The 17,716-nt window shown below is 59.9% G+C and carries 18 protein-coding genes; 16 read left to right on the forward strand and 2 right to left on the reverse strand.

Going from position 1 to position 17,716, the window contains the following annotated elements:
• Positions 1–5 precede the first annotated feature (5 nt).
• The 16 genes from iscA (at position 6) to AC3WKX_RS26260 (ending at position 14,701) form a co-directional block, all read left to right on the forward strand.
• Complete coding sequence (iscA, locus tag AC3WKX_RS26185) at positions 6–329, forward strand: iron-sulfur cluster assembly protein IscA (RefSeq protein ID WP_003209680.1); 324 nt, start codon at positions 6–8, stop codon at positions 327–329.
• An 8-nt stretch (positions 330–337) separates the two neighbouring features.
• Positions 338–859 carry a co-chaperone HscB gene (hscB, locus tag AC3WKX_RS26190; protein ID WP_008438289.1) on the forward strand — a complete coding sequence of 174 codons (522 nt, stop codon included), beginning with the start codon at positions 338–340 and terminating at the stop codon, positions 857–859.
• Positions 860–910: 51 nt separating this feature from the next.
• Positions 911–2,773 (forward strand): Fe-S protein assembly chaperone HscA, encoded by a 1,863-nt coding sequence (hscA, locus tag AC3WKX_RS26195; RefSeq protein ID WP_087695132.1) that lies wholly within the window; start codon positions 911–913, stop codon positions 2,771–2,773.
• A gap of 3 nt (positions 2,774–2,776) precedes the next feature.
• Positions 2,777–3,118, forward strand: coding sequence for an ISC system 2Fe-2S type ferredoxin (fdx, locus tag AC3WKX_RS26200; protein ID WP_003209674.1), 342 nt, complete (start codon positions 2,777–2,779; stop codon positions 3,116–3,118).
• Between the two features lie 14 nt (positions 3,119–3,132).
• Positions 3,133–3,333: a Fe-S cluster assembly protein IscX gene (gene iscX, locus AC3WKX_RS26205; protein ID WP_003209673.1), complete on the forward strand. Its 201-nt coding sequence runs from the start codon at positions 3,133–3,135 to the stop codon at positions 3,331–3,333.
• A 92-nt stretch (positions 3,334–3,425) separates the two neighbouring features.
• Positions 3,426–3,851: a nucleoside-diphosphate kinase gene (gene ndk, locus AC3WKX_RS26210; protein WP_003175956.1), complete on the forward strand. Its 426-nt coding sequence runs from the start codon at positions 3,426–3,428 to the stop codon at positions 3,849–3,851.
• 30 nt (positions 3,852–3,881) lie between these two features.
• A complete protein-coding gene (rlmN, locus tag AC3WKX_RS26215) occupies positions 3,882–5,030 on the forward strand; it encodes a dual-specificity RNA methyltransferase RlmN (RefSeq protein WP_003209670.1) in 1,149 nt (382 codons plus the stop codon).
• Between the two features lie 12 nt (positions 5,031–5,042).
• Entirely contained in the window at positions 5,043–5,801 is a 759-nt protein-coding gene (pilW, locus tag AC3WKX_RS26220; RefSeq protein ID WP_003209669.1) for a type IV pilus biogenesis/stability protein PilW, read from the forward strand.
• On the forward strand, positions 5,801–6,802 hold the full coding sequence (locus tag AC3WKX_RS26225; protein WP_102605676.1) for a RodZ domain-containing protein: 1,002 nt from the start codon (positions 5,801–5,803) through the stop codon (positions 6,800–6,802). The genes pilW and AC3WKX_RS26225 overlap by 1 nt, the downstream gene beginning before the upstream one ends.
• 4 nt (positions 6,803–6,806) lie before the next feature.
• Complete coding sequence (gene ispG, locus AC3WKX_RS26230; protein WP_003209666.1) at positions 6,807–7,916, forward strand: flavodoxin-dependent (E)-4-hydroxy-3-methylbut-2-enyl-diphosphate synthase; 1,110 nt, start codon at positions 6,807–6,809, stop codon at positions 7,914–7,916.
• 23 nt (positions 7,917–7,939) lie between these two features.
• Positions 7,940–9,229 (forward strand): histidine--tRNA ligase, encoded by a 1,290-nt coding sequence (gene hisS, locus AC3WKX_RS26235; RefSeq protein WP_102605675.1) that lies wholly within the window; start codon positions 7,940–7,942, stop codon positions 9,227–9,229.
• Positions 9,230–9,269: 40 nt separating this feature from the next.
• On the forward strand, positions 9,270–9,911 hold the full coding sequence (locus AC3WKX_RS26240) for a YfgM family protein (RefSeq protein WP_003209663.1): 642 nt from the start codon (positions 9,270–9,272) through the stop codon (positions 9,909–9,911).
• Positions 9,904–11,055: an outer membrane protein assembly factor BamB gene (gene bamB, locus AC3WKX_RS26245; RefSeq protein WP_003209662.1), complete on the forward strand. Its 1,152-nt coding sequence runs from the start codon at positions 9,904–9,906 to the stop codon at positions 11,053–11,055. The genes AC3WKX_RS26240 and bamB overlap by 8 nt, the downstream gene beginning before the upstream one ends.
• 139 nt (positions 11,056–11,194) lie before the next feature.
• Positions 11,195–12,664: a ribosome biogenesis GTPase Der gene (gene der, locus AC3WKX_RS26250; RefSeq protein WP_003209661.1), complete on the forward strand. Its 1,470-nt coding sequence runs from the start codon at positions 11,195–11,197 to the stop codon at positions 12,662–12,664.
• A gap of 109 nt (positions 12,665–12,773) precedes the next feature.
• Positions 12,774–13,922, forward strand: a complete 1,149-nt coding sequence (locus AC3WKX_RS26255) for a pyridoxal phosphate-dependent aminotransferase (protein ID WP_102605674.1) — start codon at positions 12,774–12,776, stop codon at positions 13,920–13,922.
• A complete protein-coding gene (locus AC3WKX_RS26260; RefSeq protein ID WP_008438274.1) occupies positions 13,910–14,701 on the forward strand; it encodes an amidohydrolase in 792 nt (263 codons plus the stop codon). Before AC3WKX_RS26255 ends, AC3WKX_RS26260 begins: the two co-directional genes overlap by 13 nt.
• Before the next feature lie 193 nt (positions 14,702–14,894).
• Here the strand turns inward: AC3WKX_RS26260 and leuA are convergent, their stop codons facing one another.
• Together leuA and AC3WKX_RS26270 are read right to left on the reverse strand one after the other, a co-directional pair.
• Positions 14,895–16,574, reverse strand: a complete 1,680-nt coding sequence (gene leuA, locus AC3WKX_RS26265; protein WP_102605673.1) for a 2-isopropylmalate synthase — start codon at positions 16,572–16,574, stop codon at positions 14,895–14,897.
• 320 nt (positions 16,575–16,894) lie between these two features.
• Positions 16,895–17,716, reverse strand: coding sequence for a peptidoglycan DD-metalloendopeptidase family protein (locus tag AC3WKX_RS26270; RefSeq protein WP_008438272.1), 822 nt, complete (start codon positions 17,714–17,716; stop codon positions 16,895–16,897).

Genomic DNA, 17,716 nt, shown 5'->3' on the forward strand with positions numbered 1-17,716 from the left:
TCACGATGGCTATCAGCATGACAGAAGCGGCTGCGCAGCACATTCGCCGCTCCCTGAATGGGCGCGGTAAAGGTGAGGGGATTCGTCTGGGTGTTCGCACCACGGGCTGTTCCGGCCTTGCCTACGTGCTGGAGTTTGTCGACGAGGTGGTCGAGGAAGATCAGGTGTTCGAGAGTCACGGCGAAAAAGTGATCATCGACCCGAAAAGCCTGACCTACCTGGACGGCACCGAACTCGATTTCGTCAAGGAAGGGTTGAACGAAGGCTTCAAGTTCAACAACCCCAACGTACGCGGTGAATGTGGCTGCGGCGAAAGCTTCAACATCTGAGGCTGATCGTGGGTACTCCTTGTCATTTCGCTTTGTTCGAGCTGCAGCCGAGTTTTCGACTGGACCTTGAACAGCTTGCCACGCGCTACCGTGAATTGGCGCGTGGGGTGCATCCGGACCGCTTCGCTGACGCTTCCGAGCGTGAGCAACGCCTGGCGCTGGAGCAATCAGCCAGCCTCAACGAAGCCTATCAGACGCTCAAGAACCCTCCCAAACGCGCGCGCTACCTGCTCGCGATGGGCGGTCGCGAGCTGCCGCTTGAAGTCACGGTCCAGGACCCTGATTTCCTGATGCAGCAGATGCAATGGCGCGAGGAGCTTGAAGAACTGCAGGACGAGGCTGATCTGGCCGGAGTCGCAGTGTTCAAGCGCCGTCTGAAAGTGGCCCAGGATGAACTCAACGAAAGCTTCGCAGCCTGTTGGGATGATGCAGCGCAACGTGAACAGGCCGAACGCCTGATGCGGCGCATGCAGTTCCTCGACAAGCTCACCTACGAAGTGCGCCAGTTAGAAGAGCGCCTCGACGATTAACCCAGTGCCGCCCAGGTTGCACGCCTGATATACAGATAAGTCCTGATTACCATGGCCCTACTGCAGATCGCCGAACCCGGTCAAAGTCCTCAACCGCACCAGCGTCGTCTGGCGGTCGGGATTGACTTGGGCACTACCAATTCGCTGGTCGCTGCATTGCGCAGCGGTCTTTCCGAGCCGCTGCCCGACGCGGATGGCCAGGTCATCCTGCCGTCTGCCGTGCGTTATCACGCTGACCGCACCGAAGTGGGCGAGTCGGCCAAGCTGGCGGCGTCTACCGATCCTTTGAATACCGTGCTGTCGGTCAAGCGCTTGATGGGTCGTGGTTTGTCCGACGTCAAGCAGCTGGGCGACCAGCTTCCCTACCGCTTTGTCGGCGGCGAATCACATATGCCGTTCATCGACACGATCCAGGGCCCGAAAAGCCCGGTGGAAGTGTCGGCCGATATCCTCAAGGTCTTGCGCCAGCGCGCCGAAACCACCTTGGGTGGCGAACTGGTAGGTGCGGTGATTACTGTTCCTGCATATTTCGATGACGCTCAGCGCCAGGCCACCAAGGATGCGGCGAAACTTGCCGGCCTGAACGTGCTGCGCCTGCTCAACGAGCCGACCGCAGCCGCTGTGGCTTACGGTCTGGATCAGCACGCCGAAGGCCTGGTGGCTATTTACGACCTGGGCGGCGGTACCTTTGATATTTCGATCCTGCGCCTGACCGGCGGTGTCTTCGAAGTGTTGGCTACCGGTGGCGATACCGCTCTGGGTGGCGATGACTTCGATCACGCCATTGCTGGCTGGATCATCACCAGTGCCGGCTTGTCTGCCGACCTGGACCCGGGTGCGCAACGTAATTTGCTGCAAACTGCCTGTGCCGCCAAAGAAGCGCTGACTGACGCTGCGTCGGTTGAAGTTTCCTACGGTAGCTGGTCGGCTCAACTGACCCGCGAAGCGTTCGATTCGTTGATCGAACCGATGGTCGCCCGCAGCCTGAAAGCCTGCCGCCGCGCCGTGCGTGATTCCGGTGTCGAGCTGGAAGACGTGGTCGCCGTGGTCATGGTGGGTGGTTCGACCCGCGTGCCGCGTGTTCGTGAGGCGGTCGCTGAAGCCTTCGGCCGTCAGCCGCTGACTGAAATCGACCCGGATCAAGTGGTGGCCATTGGTGCCGCGATCCAGGCCGATACCCTCGCCGGTAACAAGCGTGATGGTGGCGAACTGCTTCTGCTCGACGTGATCCCGTTGTCCCTGGGGCTGGAAACCATGGGCGGCCTGATGGAGAAGGTGATTCCACGCAACACCACCATCCCCGTTGCCCGCGCCCAGGACTTCACCACGTACAAAGATGGTCAGACGGCCATGATGATTCATGTGCTGCAGGGCGAGCGTGAGCTGATCAGCGACTGCCGTTCCCTGGCGCGCTTCGAATTGCGCGGCATTCCGGCGATGGTGGCTGGTGCGGCGAAGATTCGCGTGACCTTCCAGGTCGACGCCGACGGCTTGCTCAGCGTTGCCGCTCGCGAACTGGCCTCCGGCGTTGAAGCCAGCATCCAGGTCAAGCCGTCCTACGGCCTGACCGACGGCGAAATCGCCAAGATGCTCAAGGATTCGTTCCAGTACGCCGGTGACGACAAGGTCGCCCGCGTGCTGCGTGAGCAGCAAGTCGACGCCCAGCGCCTGCTCGAAGCGGTGCAGGGCGCCCTTGAAGCTGACGGCGAGCGTCTGCTGGATGCCGAAGAGCGCATGGTCATCGACCTGCAAATGCAGGAACTGGCTGAATTGATGAAAGGCACCGATGGTTACGCCATCGAGCAACAGACCAAGCGCCTGTCGCAAGTGACCGATGCCTTTGCCGCCCGTCGCATGGACCAGACGGTGAAAGCCGCCCTGGCGGGCCGCAACTTGAACGAACTTGAGGATTAACTGATGCCGCAGATCATTTTTCTGCCACACGCCGAGCATTGCCCGGACGGTATGGTTGTGGAGGCTGAGACCGGCAAGTCCATTCTCGAAGTCGCTCACGATAACCACATCGAGATCGAAAGCGCCTGCGGCGGCGTTAACGCCTGTACCACGTGCCATTGCATCATTCGCGAAGGTTTCAATAGCCTGGAAGAGGCTGATGAGCTGGAAGAGGACTATCTTGATAGGGCGTGGGGCCTTGAGCCGACGTCGCGATTGAGCTGTCAGGCAAAAGTGGGAACAGAAGACCTCACCGTCGAGATTCCGAAGTATTCGCTCAACCATGCCGCCGAAGCGCCGCATTGATTCAAGGAAATGTCATGAGCCTGAAATGGGTTGATGTACAAGAAATCGCTATACAACTTGCTGAAGCTCACCCGGATGTCGATCCTCTGTCGGTGAACTTCGTCAAGTTGCGCAACCTGGTGATGCAGCTGCCGGAATTTGACGACATCCCGGATCGGGGTGGCGAAAAGGTTCTTGAGGCGATACAAGGCCTGTGGATCGAAGAAGCAGACTGAATCGCCTTTTTACGCAGTTAGGCAATACCCAAGAACCCGCGTATAATTCGCGGGTTTAATTTTTCGCAAATTACCGTTTCTGGAGTTACACCATGGCTGTTCAACGTACTTTCTCCATCATCAAGCCTGACGCTGTTGCAAAAAACGTCATCGGCGAGATCACCACTCGTTTCGAAAAAGCCGGCCTGAAGGTTGTAGCTTCGAAACTCAAGCAACTGTCCAAGGCTGAAGCTGAAGGCTTCTACGCTGAGCACAGCGCTCGTGGTTTCTTCGGCGACCTGGTTGCCTTCATGATCTCCGGCCCTGTTGTTGTTCAGGTTCTGGAAGGCGAAAACGCTATCGCTCTGAACCGTGAGCTGATGGGCGCTACCAACCCTAAAGAAGCTGCTGCCGGCACCATCCGTGCTGACTTCGCTGAATCGATCGACGCCAACGCCGTTCACGGTTCGGACTCCGAAGCCGCTGCTGCCCGCGAAATCTCGTACTTTTTCGCTGCTACTGAAGTAACCGCTCGCTAAGCATTGGCTTAAAAGAGCGAAGGTGAATCCATGACTACATTGACTGCAAAAACCAACCTGCTGGGTCTGACTCAACAGGAAATGGAAAAATTCTTCGACTCAATCGGGGAGAAGCGTTTTCGTGCCGCTCAGGTAATGAAGTGGATTCACCATCTTGGCGTCGATGATTTCGACGCCATGACGAACGTCAGCAAGGCCCTGCGCGACAAGCTCAAGGCCATTGCCGAAGTTCGCGGCCCCGAAGTGGTCAGCGAGGACATTTCCACCGACGGCACCCGTAAGTGGGTGGTGCGCGTGGCGTCCGGCAGCTGCGTCGAGACCGTGTACATTCCCCAGGGCAAACGCGGCACTCTGTGCGTTTCGTCCCAGGCAGGCTGTGCCCTGGACTGCAGTTTCTGCTCCACCGGCAAGCAAGGTTTCAACAGCAACCTCACCGCCGCCGAAGTCATCGGCCAGGTGTGGATTGCCAATAAATCGTTCGGCAGCATCCCGGCGACCGCCGACCGTGCCATCACCAACGTGGTGATGATGGGCATGGGCGAGCCGCTGCTGAACTTCGACAACGTTGTCGCGGCCATGCACCTGATGATGGACGACCTGGGCTACGGTATCTCCAAGCGCCGCGTGACCCTGTCGACCTCCGGCGTGGTACCGATGATCGATGAGCTGGCCAAGCACATCGACGTCTCCCTGGCGTTGTCGCTGCACGCACCGAATGACGCATTGCGTAACCAATTGGTGCCGATCAACAAGAAGTATCCGCTTAAGATGCTGCTCGAATCTTGCCAGCGTTACATGGCGACCTTGGGCGAAAAGCGTGTGTTGACCATTGAGTACACCATGCTCAAGGACATCAACGACAAGGTCGAGCACGCGGTCGAGATGATCGAGTTGCTCAAGAACGTACCGTGCAAGATCAACCTGATTCCGTTTAACCCGTTTCCCCATTCTGGCTATGAGCGGCCGAGCAACAACGCCATCCGCCGTTTCCAGGATCAACTGCACCATGCAGGCTTCAATGTCACCGTGCGCACCACCCGCGGCGAAGACATCGATGCGGCATGTGGCCAATTGGTAGGACAGGTGCTGGATCGCACCCGTCGCAGCGAACGTTATATCGCCGTGCGTGAATTGAGTGCCGCCGACGATATGCCGCAAAGCGCCGCGACTCGAACCTGAGAGAGGATCTCTATGCCCTTGCGCCTTGCGCTGCTTTTGCTTGTTGCCAGCCTCGCGGCTGGCTGTGTTTCATCGGGCCATGACAGCCCGTTGCAAACCGGCAAGGGCCGTGACGAAGCGCGAGCTGCCTATGTGCAGCTGGGCTTGGGGTACTTGCAGCAAGGGATGACCGAACAGGCCAAGGTGCCGCTGAAAAAAGCCCTCGAGCTGGATGGCAGCGACGCCGACGCCAATGCTGCGTTGGCCTTGGTGTTCCAGGCCCAGGCCGAGCCCGAATTGGCCGATCAATATTTCCAAAAGGCCCTGGCCACACGCCCTGGTGATCCAAGACTGCTGAATAACTACGGCAGTTTTTTGTTTGCGCAGAAACGTTATGCCCAGGCATCCGAATATTTCCAGCAGGCTGCGGCCGATACCCTCTATCCTGAGCGTTCGCGGGTTTTCGAGAACCTGGGGGTGACCTCAATGCTTCTCGGCCAGCGCGACACCGCACGCCAGCAACTGGAAAAAGCCCTGCACCTGAACCAGCGCCAGCCACGGGCCTTGCTCGAAATGGCTGAGTTGTCCTTCGAAGACAGGCATTATGTGCCGGCACGTGACTATTACGAGCGTTTTAGCCTGCTGAGCGGGCAAAATGCACGTAGTCTATTGCTCGGTGTGCGCCTGGCGACGGTTCATGAAGAACGCGACAAGGCCGCACGTTTTGGCCAGCAACTCGAACGACTCTATCCCGGTACGCCGGAATATCAGCAATACCTGTCGGAGCAATGATGAAAGCGGCGCACCCGGAAGTTGTAGCAGCTAATCGTGGAAACCCAGGCGAGACCTTGCGTCAGGCCCGCGAAAGCAATGGTTGGTCGCTGGCAGAAGTGGCCCTCAAGCTCAATTTGACCACGACTTCATTGGGCAACCTTGAAGCTGGCGCATTCGACAAGCTGCCAGGGCATACCTTTGCCCGCGGCTATATCCGCGCCTACGCGAAGTTGCTGGGTATCGACCAGGCTGCATTGGTCCAGGAATTCGACCAAATCACCGGTACCGATTCCCAGGGCAGCAATGTCCATGGTCTTGGCCGCATTGAAGAGCCTGTGCGGGTTTCCCACACCATTTTGCGCATTGTCAGCCTGTTGCTGCTCATCGCCGTGATCGGCGGTGGTTTTGTATGGTGGCAGGATCAGACCGCCCAGCGTGGCAAGGACTTGTCCAGCAACGCCATGGAGCACGTCGAAGTCGAAAGCGCCGACGGCACCACCCAGATTCATCCGTTGGATGAGCCGGAAGACCAGGCCGTGGCCCAGGGTCAGGCGGCGCCTGAGGCAGAGCCAAGCGCCGAGCAGCCTGCGCCCGAAGCAGGTACTGCCGCCGCAGTGGCACCCGTCGCACCCGCTCCAGCGGTTGCAGTGACGCCTGCTGCTCCAGCTCATACGCCAGCAACGCCAGCAACGCCAGCAGTACCGGCGCAGGCTCCGGCAACAACGGCTCCCGTCGCCCCGGCGATTTCCGCGCCAACCACCCCGGTACTGATCGCCGGTGATGGCCGAGTACAAATTACCTACGTCGCTGACTGCTGGACGCAAGTCTCCGATGGCAACGGCAAGGTGCTGTTCAGTGGTCTGAAGCGTAAGGGAGATACACTTGACCAGGGCGGCAAGCCTCCTTTGACGCTGCGTCTGGGCTTTGCCCGTGGCGCGCAAGTGGCCTACAACGGCCAGCCTGTGGACGTGGCGCCGTTCACCAGTGGCGAGACTGCTCGCCTCAAGTTGGGACAATAAAGTCATGCACGGCGAATCTCCAATCAAACGTCGCGTATCGCGCAAGATCTGGGTCGGCTCGGTGCCGGTGGGCGGCGATGCCCCCATCGCAGTACAGAGCATGACCAACAGCGACACCAATGATGTGGCGGCCACTGTCGCCCAGATCAACCGCCTGGAAGCGGCGGGCGTCGACATCGTGCGGGTTTCCGTACCGGACATGGACGCTGCCGAAGCCTTTGGCCGCATCAAGCAACTGGTCAAGGTGCCGCTGGTCGCCGATATCCACTTCGACTACAAGATCGCGTTGCGCGTGGCCGAGTTGGGCGTCGATTGCCTGCGGATCAACCCGGGCAACATCGGCCGTGAAGACCGGGTTCGCGCCGTGGTGGATGCCGCCCGTGATCGCGGGATTCCAATCCGCATCGGCGTCAACGCCGGCTCCCTGGAAAAAGACCTGCAAAAGAAGTACGGCGAGCCGACGCCGGCCGCACTGGTCGAGTCCGCGCTGCGCCACGTAGAACACCTTGAACGCCTGAATTTCCAGGACTTCAAGGTCAGCGTAAAGGCTTCCGACGTGTTCATGGCGGTAGAAGCGTACCGCCTGCTGGCCAAGGAAATCGTCCAGCCGCTGCACCTGGGTATCACTGAAGCCGGCGGTTTACGCTCAGGCACAGTGAAATCTGCGGTGGGTCTCGGTATGCTGCTGGCCGACGGGATTGGCGATACTATTCGCATCTCCCTCGCGGCAGACCCGGTAGAGGAAGTGAAAGTCGGTTACGACATTCTCAAATCCCTGCATTTGCGTTCCCGTGGCATCAACTTCATTGCCTGCCCGAGCTGCTCGCGGCAGAACTTCGACGTGGTGAAAACCATGAACGAACTGGAAGTACGCCTCGAAGACCTGCTGGTGCCGCTGGATGTCGCGGTGATCGGCTGTGTGGTCAACGGGCCGGGTGAGGCCAAAGAGGCCCATGTGGGCCTGACCGGTGGTACGCCAAACCTGATTTACATCGACGGCAAGCCGTCGCAGAAATTGACGAATGACAATCTGGTGGATGAGCTGGAACGGCTGATCCGCCAGAAAGCGGCCGAAAAGGTCGAAGCTGACGCAGCGGTTATCGCGCGCGGCTGATCGAACGAATTTAAGGATTTGATGTGAGCAAGTCTCTGCAAGCCATTCGTGGCATGAACGACATCCTGCCTGAGCAGACGCCCCTGTGGCGCTACTTCGAGGGCACAGTCGCGCGCCTGCTGGATAACTACGGTTACAAGCAGATCCGCATGCCGATCGTCGAGTTCACCGAGCTGTTCAAGCGCTCCATCGGTGAAGTGACCGACATCGTCGAAAAAGAGATGTACACCTTCGAAGACCGCAACGGTGACTCCCTGACCCTGCGTCCGGAAGGTACTGCCGCGTGTGTGCGTGCGGTGCTCGAACATGGCCTCACCGGCGGTGGCCAGCCGCAGAAGCTCTGGTACATCGGACCGATGTTCCGCCACGAGCGTCCGCAGAAAGGCCGTTATCGCCAGTTTCACCAGATCGGCCTGGAAGTCTTCAACCTAGACGGTCCGGACATCGACGCCGAGCTGATCGTGCTGACCTGGCGCCTGTGGGGCATGCTGGGCATCCGCGATGCGGTCAAGCTTGAACTCAACAGCCTGGGCACCAGCGAATCCCGGGGCCGCTACCGCGAAGCCCTGGTGGAATTCCTGTCGGCCCACCTGGACAAGCTGGACGAAGACAGCCAGCGTCGCCTGAAAACCAACCCGCTGCGGGTACTGGACACCAAGAACGCCGAGACCCAGGCCGTACTGGTGGACGCGCCGAAAATGGCCGACTACCTGGACGACGAGTCCCGTATCCACTTCGAGGGCCTCAAGACTCGCCTGGATGCAGCCGGTATTCCTTACGTCATCAACCCGAAACTGGTGCGTGGCCTCGATTACTACAGCAAGACCGTGTTCGAGTGGGTCACCGACAAGCTCGGCGCCCAGGGCACGGTGTGTGCCGGTGGTCGTTACGACGGCCTGGTCGAGCAGATGGGCGGCAAGCCGACCACCGGCGTAGGTTTTGCCATGGGCATCGAGCGGCTGATCCTGCTGCTGGAAACCCTGGAGCAGGTTCCCGAAGAAATCTCCCGTCAGGTGGACGTGTACTTCTGTGCCTTTGGCGAGGCGGCCGAACTGGCTGCCCTGGCCCTGAGCGAGAAACTGCGCGACCAACTGCCGAACCTGCGCCTGCAAGTCAATGCCGGCGCCGGCAGCTTCAAAAGCCAGTTCAAGAAAGCCGACAAGAGCGGTGCGTTGTATGCACTGATCCTGGGTGATGATGAGTTGGCCCAGCAAGTGGTAAGTTTCAAACCCCTGCGTGGTCAGGGTGAACAACAAAGCATTGCCTTTGATGCGCTTGCAGCGCACCTGGCCACCTGCATCGTGCAGGGTTGAAGCTGTCAAACAGCCGATTTAGCGATTAAGGAGTATTGGGGTGTCGAGTACTGATGATGACCAGCTGGCCGAGTTCAAAGACTGGTGGCAGCGCAACGGCAAGCCCCTGGTCACTGGCGGCTTGCTGGCTTTAGTAGTGGTGTTCGGCTGGCAAGCCTGGCACAAGTATCAGGCTAACCAGTCGCAAGGCGCCTCGATTATCTATCAGCAACTGCTGGAAACCACGCTGACGCCAAACGGCAAGCCTGACCTGGCCCAGGTTGCAGACCTGGCCGGCAAGCTGAAGAGCGAATTCGGCGGTAGCACCTACGCGCAATACGGCAGCCTGTTCGTCGCAAAAGTTGCGGTCGACAACGGCAAGCTGGATGACGCCGCCTCCGAGCTGAAAGCCATCACCGACAAGCCGGCCAACCCGACACTGGGTGAAATCGCACGTCAGCGTCTGGCTCAGGTACTGGCGGCACAGAACAAGGCCGACGAAGCACTGAAACTGCTCGACGGCGATGCTGACAAGGCATTCCTGGCCACTCGTGAAGAGCTCAAGGGCGACCTCCTGGTCCAATTGGGTCGTACCGACGAAGCCAATGCTGCGTACCAAAAAGCCAAGGCGGCGCTGTCTGATGAAGCGGCGGTCGGTGGCTTACAAATCAAGCTCGACGACTTGGCCAAAGGGGATGCGTGACGTGATCCGTTGGAAACATGCAGCATTGCTGGCTCTGGCCGTTTTGGCCGCGGGTTGCAGCAGCAACAGCAAAAAAGAACTGCCTCCGGCCGAGCTGACCAGCTTCAAGGAAGAAGTGGTCCTGCAAAAGCAGTGGAGCCGCTCCATTGGTGACGGTCAGGGCGATCTGTACAACCTGATGGTCCCGGCGATCGACGGTGACACTATCTACGCCGCTGATTCCACCGGTGTTGTGGTCTCCATGGATCGCATGAACGGCGACGTCAAGTGGAAGAAAGACCTCGAACTGCCTGTGTCCGGCGCCGTTGGCGTGGGTTCTGGCCTGGTGATGCTCGGCACGCTGAAAGGCGACGTCGTGGCACTGGATTCGAGCACCGGTGAAGAGAAATGGCGCGCTCGCGTGACCAGTGAAGTGCTCTCGCCACCGGCTACCAACGGTGACGTGGTTGTCGTGCAGACCCAGGATGACCGTGTGATCGGCCTCGACGCCGCCACCGGTAACCAGCGCTGGTTGTATGACAGCACGCCGGCGGTCCTGACCTTGCGCGGTACCAGCGGTCCGGTTGTGACCAGCAACCTGGCACTGGCAGGCCTGTCGACCGGTAAAGTGGTCGCCCTGGACACCCAGAACGGCGTGCCGGCCTGGGAAACCCGGGTCGCGATTCCTCAAGGTCGTTCGGAACTGGACCGCGTAGTGGACATCGACGGTGGCTTGCTGCTGTCGGGTGATACCCTTTACGTCGCTACTTATCAGGGCCGTGTTGCGGCGCTGGACGTGCAGAGCGGCCGGATCAACTGGCAGCGTGATGCTTCCAGCTACGCCGGTGTCGCCCAAGGGTTTGGCAGCGTCTACGTAAGCCTGGCGTCCGGCACCGTTGAAAGTGTCGACGAGCGTTCCACCACTGCATTGTGGAGCAACGACTCCCTGGCCCGCCGTCAGTTGTCGGCACCGGAAGTGTTCTCCAGCTACGTGGCGGTAGGCGACTTTGAAGGTTACCTGCACCTGCTGAGCCAGGTGGACGGTCGCTTCGTGGGTCGCGAACGTATCGACAGCGACGGCCTGCGTGCCCGTCCGCTGGTGGTAGGTAACATGCTTTACGTGTATGGCAACAGCGGCAAACTGGAAGCGCTGACCATCAAGTAATGGTTTGACTATGCTTGGGGTAATTCCCAGGCGGCCCTGCTTCGGCAGGGCATGCGGCGCTTTCGAGCGCTGCCCCGAGCACCAGCCGCTGCCTTGCAGCGGCTTTTGTATTTTCTGAAATAACGAAGTGGAGAGCCGCATGGTTCCCGTAATCGCCCTGGTGGGCCGACCGAACGTCGGCAAGTCCACCTTGTTCAACCGCCTGACCAGGACTCGCGACGCCATCGTCGGCGACTTGTCCGGTCTGACCCGTGATCGCCAATACGGTGAGGCAAAGTGGCAAGGGCGCTCCTACATTATTGTCGACACCGGTGGTATCTCCGGTGACGAGCATGGCATGGACGAAAAGATGGCCGAGCAGTCGCTGCTGGCCATTGAAGAAGCTGATGTCGTGTTGTTCCTGGTGGACGCCCGCGCGGGCTACACCGCTGCAGACCAGATGATTGGCGAGCACCTGCGCAAGCGCAACAAGCGTTCCTACGTGGTGGCCAACAAGATCGACAACATCGATCCTGAAATGGCCCGCGCCGAGTTCAGCCCGATGGGCCTGGGCGATGCGATCCCGATCGCCGGTGCCCACGGTCGCGGCATCACCCAGATGCTGGAAATCGCCCTGCGCGACTTCCCGCGTGATGACGTGGATGAAGTCGAAGGCGAAGAAGAAATCGTTGCCGAAGGCGAGGAAGCCAAGCGCATTCCTGGCCCAAGCGAAAAAGACGGTATCAAGATCGCGATCATCGGCCGTCCGAACGTCGGCAAGTCGACCCTGGTCAACCGCATGCTCGGTGAAGACCGGGTAATCGTCTATGACGAGCCGGGCACCACTCGCGACAGCATCTACATCCCGTTCGAGCGTAACGACGAGAAGTACACGCTGATCGACACTGCCGGTGTGCGCAAGCGCGGCAAGATCCACGAAGAAGTTGAAAAGTTCTCCGTGGTGAAAACCCTGCAGGCGATCAAAGACGCCAACGTAGTGATCTTCGTCATGGACGCCCGCGAAGGCGTGGTAGACCACGACCTGAACTTGCTGGGCTTTGCCCTGGAAGCCGGTCGCGCCCTGGTGATTGCGATCAACAAGTGGGACGGCATGACGCCGAGCGAGCGCGACTACGTCAAGGTCGAACTGCAGCGTCGTCTGTTCTTCGTCGAGTTTGCCGATATCCACTTTATCTCGGCACTGCACGGTACCGGCGTGGGTAACCTCTACGCCTCGGTGCAGAACTCGTTCAAGTCCGCGGTTACCCGCTGGCCGACCAACCGCCTGACCCAGATTCTTGAAGATGCGGTCAGCGAGCACGCGCCGCCGATGGTCAACAACCGTCGCATCAAGCTGCGCTACGCTCACTTGGGTGGTGCCAACCCGCCGATTATCGTGATTCACGGTAACCAGCTGGAGAAGGTGCCGAAGTCCTACGTGCGTTACCTGGAAAATACCTACCGCCGTGTCTTGAAACTGGTCGGTACGCCGATCCGTATCGAGTTCAAGGGCGGCGAGAACCCGTACGAAGGTAACAAGAACAGCCTCACCGACCGCCAGGTAAACAAAAAGCGCCGGATGATGACGCACCACAAGAAGGCCGACAAAAAGCGCCGCGACAAGCGCTGATCCTGATCGGTTGAAAAAGGGCTCTTTCAGAGCCCTTTTTTTGTGCCTGGCGGTTGACCCTTCGCGGCATGCAGCTTAAAACTTGGGGCTCACCGCAAGGGGCGCACCGATGATCACCAGTAAGCTGCCGAATGTCGGCACCACCATCTTCACCACCATGTCGCAACTCGCTGCCGAAACCGGTGCGCTCAACCTGTCCCAGGGCTTTCCCGACTTTAACGGGCCCCAGGAGTTGCTCGAAGGAGTGGGCAGACACATTGCCCTGGGCCATAACCAATACGCCCCGATGACCGGCCTGCCGGTACTGCGCCAGCAAGTGGCGGCCAAGATCGCCCGCAGCTATGGCGCAACGGTGAATGCCGACAGCGAAGTGACCATCACCCCAGGCGCCACTGAAGCGATCTTCTGTGCGATCCAGGCGGTGATCCGCAGCGGTGATGAAGTCATCGTGTTCGATCCGGCCTACGACAGCTACGAGCCTTCTGTGGAACTGGCAGGCGGTCGCTGCGTACACGTGCAACTGGGCCTGGATGATTTCGCCCTGGACTTCGAGCAACTGCGCGCTGCGCTGTCGCCGCGCACCCGCATGATCATCCTCAACAGCCCGCATAACCCCACCGGTGCCCTGATCAGCCGTGCCGAGCTGGACCAGTTGGCCGAGTTGATCCGCGACCGCGACATCTACCTGGTCAGCGACGAGGTCTACGAGCACCTGGTGTTCGACGGTGTGCCCCACGTCAGCGTGTTGGCCCACGAAGAGCTGTATCAGCGTGCGTTTGTGGTCAGTTCGTTCGGCAAGACCTACCACGTCACCGGCTGGAAAACCGGCTACGTGGTCGCGCCGCCAGCCCTCAGCGCCGAGCTGCGCAAGGTGCATCAATATGTCAACTTTTGCGGCGTGACCCCGTTGCAGTACGCTTTGGCAGACTTCATGGCCGAACACCCGGAACACGTCGAGGAGCTGCCGGCTTTTTATCAAGCCAAGCGCGACCTGTTCTGCGACCTGCTGGAACCGTCGCGTTTCAGCTTTACCCGGGTGGCCGGTACCTACTTTCAATTGGTGGATTACTCACAGATTCGCCCGGACCTGGATGACGTCGCCATGTCGCTGTGGATGACCCGCGAGCATGGCGTAGCAACCATCCCGGTCTCGGTGTTCTACCAGAACCCACCGCAAGGCCAGCGCCTGGTGCGACTGTGCTTTGCCAAACGCGAGGAGACGCTGCGTCAAGCAGCCGAGAAACTATGCGTGATCTGAGTGCACTGCCCAACCTGAACATCGCCCTGGTGCAAACCACCCTGGCCTGGCACGACCGCCAGGCCAACCTGGAGCATTTTGAACTGTTGCTGGAACAGGCCAAGGGTGCCGACCTGATCGTGCTACCGGAGATGTTCACCACCGGTTTCTCGATGGAATCGGAAACCCTCGCCGAGCCTGAAAACGGCCCCACCCATCAATGGCTGCAGGCCCAGGCGAAGAAGTACAACGCGGTGATCACCGGCAGCGTGATCATCCAGGCCGCCGACCGCAGTCACCGCAACCGCCTGCTGTGGGCGCGACCGGATGGTGAGGTGTTGCACTACGACAAGCGTCACCTGTTCCGTATGGCCGGTGAACACGACCACTACACCCCCGGCGAGCGCCAGGTGCAGTTCGAACTCAAGGGGTGGCGGATTCGTCCGTTGATCTGCTACGACCTGCGATTCCCGGTGTGGAGTCGTGACGCCCAGGACACTGACTTGCTGCTGTACACCGCCAACTGGCCGGGCGCACGTCGCCAGCACTGGAACCGTCTGCTGCCGGCACGGGCCATTGAAAACCTGTGCTACGTGGCGGCGGTGAATCGGGTGGGCACGGACGGCAAGGGCTTTGCCTACACCGGCGACAGCCAGGTCGTGGACTTCCAGGGCGAAAGCCTGCTGAGCGCAGGGGAGGCGGACGGGGTGTTCCAGGTGTGCCTGGACGCAGCGGAATTGGCGGAGTACCGCACGCGCTTCCCGGCGAACCTGGATGCGGACAGCTTCGAGTTCACCTGAAGGATTTTCGCCGCCTTATAGATTGCCTTCGCGAGCAAGCCCGCTCCCACATTCGTCCTGCGCTACCTGAAAGAACGCGGTCAAAATGTGGGAGCGGGCTTGCTCGCGAAGAGGCCCTTAAAATCACCACAAATTCCAATAAAAAGGCCCCTGGATTCTCGTCCCGGGGCCTTTCGCATTTCAGCGGTCGTGTTTATGCCGCTTTCGCTTCCAGCTGGCTCAACGAGCGGTTCAGCGCGCTGAACACCGCCTTGAAGCTCGCCGTGGTGATGTTTTCATCAATGCCCACGCCATGCACCGGACGCTCACCGTTCACTCGCAGCTCGATGTAGGCCGCTGCCTTGGCATTGGTGCCGGCGCCAATCGCATGTTCGTTGTAATCCATGATCTCCACACCAATCGGCAGCCCGGCCACCAGCGCTTCCAGGGCGCCGTTGCCTTTGCCGTGCCAGCGCAGGTTGGTTTCGCCCTGGCCCTTGCCGGAGACTTCAACTTCCACCGAGCTGTTGCCGTTCTCTTCCTGCAAGCGATGGCTGACCAGCGCGTAAGGAATGTTGGCTTGCAGGTATTCACGCTGCAACAAGCTGTAGATCTGCGCGGCGGTCATCTCCAGGCCCACGCGGTCGGTTTCGGCCTGTACCACCTGGCTGAACTCGATCTGCATGCGGCGCGGCAAGCTGATGCCGTATTCCTGCTCCAGCAGGTAGGCGATGCCGCCTTTGCCCGACTGGCTGTTGACGCGAATCACCGCCTCGTAGCTGCGGCCGATGTCGGCCGGGTCGATCGGCAAGTACGGCACTTCCCACAAGGCGTCGTCTTTCTGCTGGGTGAAGCCCTTGCGGATCGCGTCCTGGTGGGAGCCGGAGAAGGCGGTGTGAACCAGGTCGCCGACGTACGGGTGACGCGGGTGCACCGGGATCTGGTTGCACTCTTCGACAACTTTGCGAATACCGTCGATGTCGGAGAAGTCCAGCTGAGGGTCGAGGCCCTGGGTGTACATGTTCAAGGCCACGGTGACCAGGTCGACGTTACCGGTACGCTCGCCGTTGCCGAACAGGCAGCCTTCGACACGGTCGGCGCCGGCCATCAGGCCCAACTCGGTGGCGGCTACGCCGGTGCCACGGTCGTTGTGGGTGTGCAGGCTGATGATCACGCTGTCGCGACGGTTGATATGACGACCGAACCACTCGATCTGGTCGGCATAGATGTTCGGGGTGGCGCACTCGACGGTGGCTGGCAGGTTGAGGATCACCTTGTGCTCAGGCGTCGGGTTCCAGACCTCGATCACCGCGTCACAGACTTCCTTGGCGAACTCAAGCTCAGTGGCGCTGAACGTCTCTGGCGAGTATTCGAAGGTCCACTGGGTTTCCGGCTGCTGGGCGGCGTATTTGACGAACAGCTTGGCCGCGTTGACCGCGATCGCCTTGATGCCGTCCTTGTCCTGGTTGAACACGATGCGGCGGAACGACGGCGAGGTGGCGTTGTACAAGTGAACGATGGCTTTCTTCGCCCCGCGCAGGGATTCGAAGGTGCGCGCGATCAAGTCTTCACGGCCCTGGGTCAGCACCTGGATGGTGGTGTCCGCGGGGATGTGATTGTCTTCGATCAGGGTGCGCACGAAGTCGAAATCGGTTTGCGATGCGGCCGGGAAGGAGGCTTCGATTTCCTTCACACCGACGGCGACCAGGGTCTTCCAGAAACGCAGCTTTTTCACCGCGTCCATCGGTTCGATCAGCGACTGGTTGCCGTCGCGCAGGTCGGAACTGCACCAGATCGGCGCGGTGGTGATGGTTTTCGAAGGCCAGGTACGGTCCGGGATATCAATGGTCGGGAACGCGCGGTACTTCGAAGACGGGTCTTTGAGCATGCTCATCGGGAAATCCTTTGTCTAGGGGCCGAGAAAAGGCGGCCTGCCGTAAAACTGTTATTGGGGATAAAGCGGAAGACGAGGCAGATCGATTCAGCCTGGCAGTCGTGCGCTGACTAGGCACAGGCTGCGGTGCTGGCGGAGCTGAATGAGGGTGTGAGAGGTTTTCATAGGTCCAACCCTAACCGCCAGGGTGAAAGATGGCAAGCAGTCGGAAAAAATTGAGAGAAGTTCTGCTATTGCTGAGGAAAACGAGATTTTATGGTTGAGAATTGTGCGCGGGGTTGTTTTGTTTGCGCACCCTTTGCAGGGTGCGCAATTGAGCATCAGGGCTGAAACGCGCCGATAAAGATCGCCGGATCCACCCGTGCGTCGTTCAGGCTGATGTTCCAATGCATATGCGGCCCGGTCGCCCGGCCGGTGGAACCGACCTTGCCCACCACCGCACCACGAGCCAGTTGCTGGCCCACGCTCACATCAATCTTCGACATATGGCAGAACATGCTGATAAAGCCCTGGCCATGGTCGACAAACACGGTGTTGCCGTTGAAGAAGTAGTTGCCGGTCAGGATCACCTTGCCCGCTGCCGGGGTCTTGATCGGCGTGCCGGCGCCCACGGCAAAGTCCAGGCCGGAATGCGGATTCCGCTCCTCGCCATTGAAGAAACGTCGTACGCCGAACTTGCTCGACAGCGGCCCGTTCACCGGCTTGTCCAGCAGCAGGTTGCTCGGCGTGTTCGGGCTGAAACTGCGATACGCCTTGAGCTGGACCGCCAGCTCGCCTTCGATGCGCTTGAGTTGCGCCGGGTCCGGGTTCACCTGGCTCTTGTTCTTCAGGGTGATGTGCTGCTCGGGGTATTTCTTGAAGCCCACGACAAACGGCAGGTTCTGGCTGCCGCTGGTGATGCGTTGGGTGCCGGGCTTGACCGTCAGCGGGATGCCCACAATCGCCAGCCAGTTGTTTTGCTCCTTCACCACCAGCACTGGGCGGTTCATGTAGGTGGCTTTGGGCGCCGTGGCCGAAGTACCGAGGTCGACCACCGCCACGCCACCGGGCACCGGCTTGTTCAGCAGGCGGGTGATGTAGCTGTCGGCATGGGCGTTAAAGGTCAGGCACAGCAGCATCAACAAACTTAAAAAGCGTGGCAT

The sequence above is a fragment of the Pseudomonas sp. GP01-A4 genome, from assembly GCF_058780865.1.

Coding starts and splice junctions, on each gene's coding strand:
- bamB (WP_003209662.1), top strand. CDS start 9,904: ATGCGTGACGTGATCCGTTGGAAACATGCAGCATTGCTGGCTCTGGCC.
- ndk (WP_003175956.1), top strand. CDS start 3,426: ATGGCTGTTCAACGTACTTTCTCCATCATCAAGCCTGACGCTGTTGCA.
- AC3WKX_RS26225 (WP_102605676.1), top strand. CDS start 5,801: ATGAAAGCGGCGCACCCGGAAGTTGTAGCAGCTAATCGTGGAAACCCA.
- der (WP_003209661.1), top strand. CDS start 11,195: ATGGTTCCCGTAATCGCCCTGGTGGGCCGACCGAACGTCGGCAAGTCC.
- AC3WKX_RS26260 (WP_008438274.1), top strand. CDS start 13,910: ATGCGTGATCTGAGTGCACTGCCCAACCTGAACATCGCCCTGGTGCAA.
- leuA (WP_102605673.1), bottom strand. CDS start 16,574: ATGAGCATGCTCAAAGACCCGTCTTCGAAGTACCGCGCGTTCCCGACC.
- fdx (WP_003209674.1), top strand. CDS start 2,777: ATGCCGCAGATCATTTTTCTGCCACACGCCGAGCATTGCCCGGACGGT.
- rlmN (WP_003209670.1), top strand. CDS start 3,882: ATGACTACATTGACTGCAAAAACCAACCTGCTGGGTCTGACTCAACAG.
- hscA (WP_087695132.1), top strand. CDS start 911: ATGGCCCTACTGCAGATCGCCGAACCCGGTCAAAGTCCTCAACCGCAC.
- pilW (WP_003209669.1), top strand. CDS start 5,043: ATGCCCTTGCGCCTTGCGCTGCTTTTGCTTGTTGCCAGCCTCGCGGCT.
- AC3WKX_RS26255 (WP_102605674.1), top strand. CDS start 12,774: ATGATCACCAGTAAGCTGCCGAATGTCGGCACCACCATCTTCACCACC.
- iscA (WP_003209680.1), top strand. CDS start 6: ATGGCTATCAGCATGACAGAAGCGGCTGCGCAGCACATTCGCCGCTCC.
- iscX (WP_003209673.1), top strand. CDS start 3,133: ATGAGCCTGAAATGGGTTGATGTACAAGAAATCGCTATACAACTTGCT.
- AC3WKX_RS26270 (WP_008438272.1), bottom strand. CDS start 17,716: ATGCCACGCTTTTTAAGTTTGTTGATGCTGCTGTGCCTGACCTTTAAC.
- ispG (WP_003209666.1), top strand. CDS start 6,807: ATGCACGGCGAATCTCCAATCAAACGTCGCGTATCGCGCAAGATCTGG.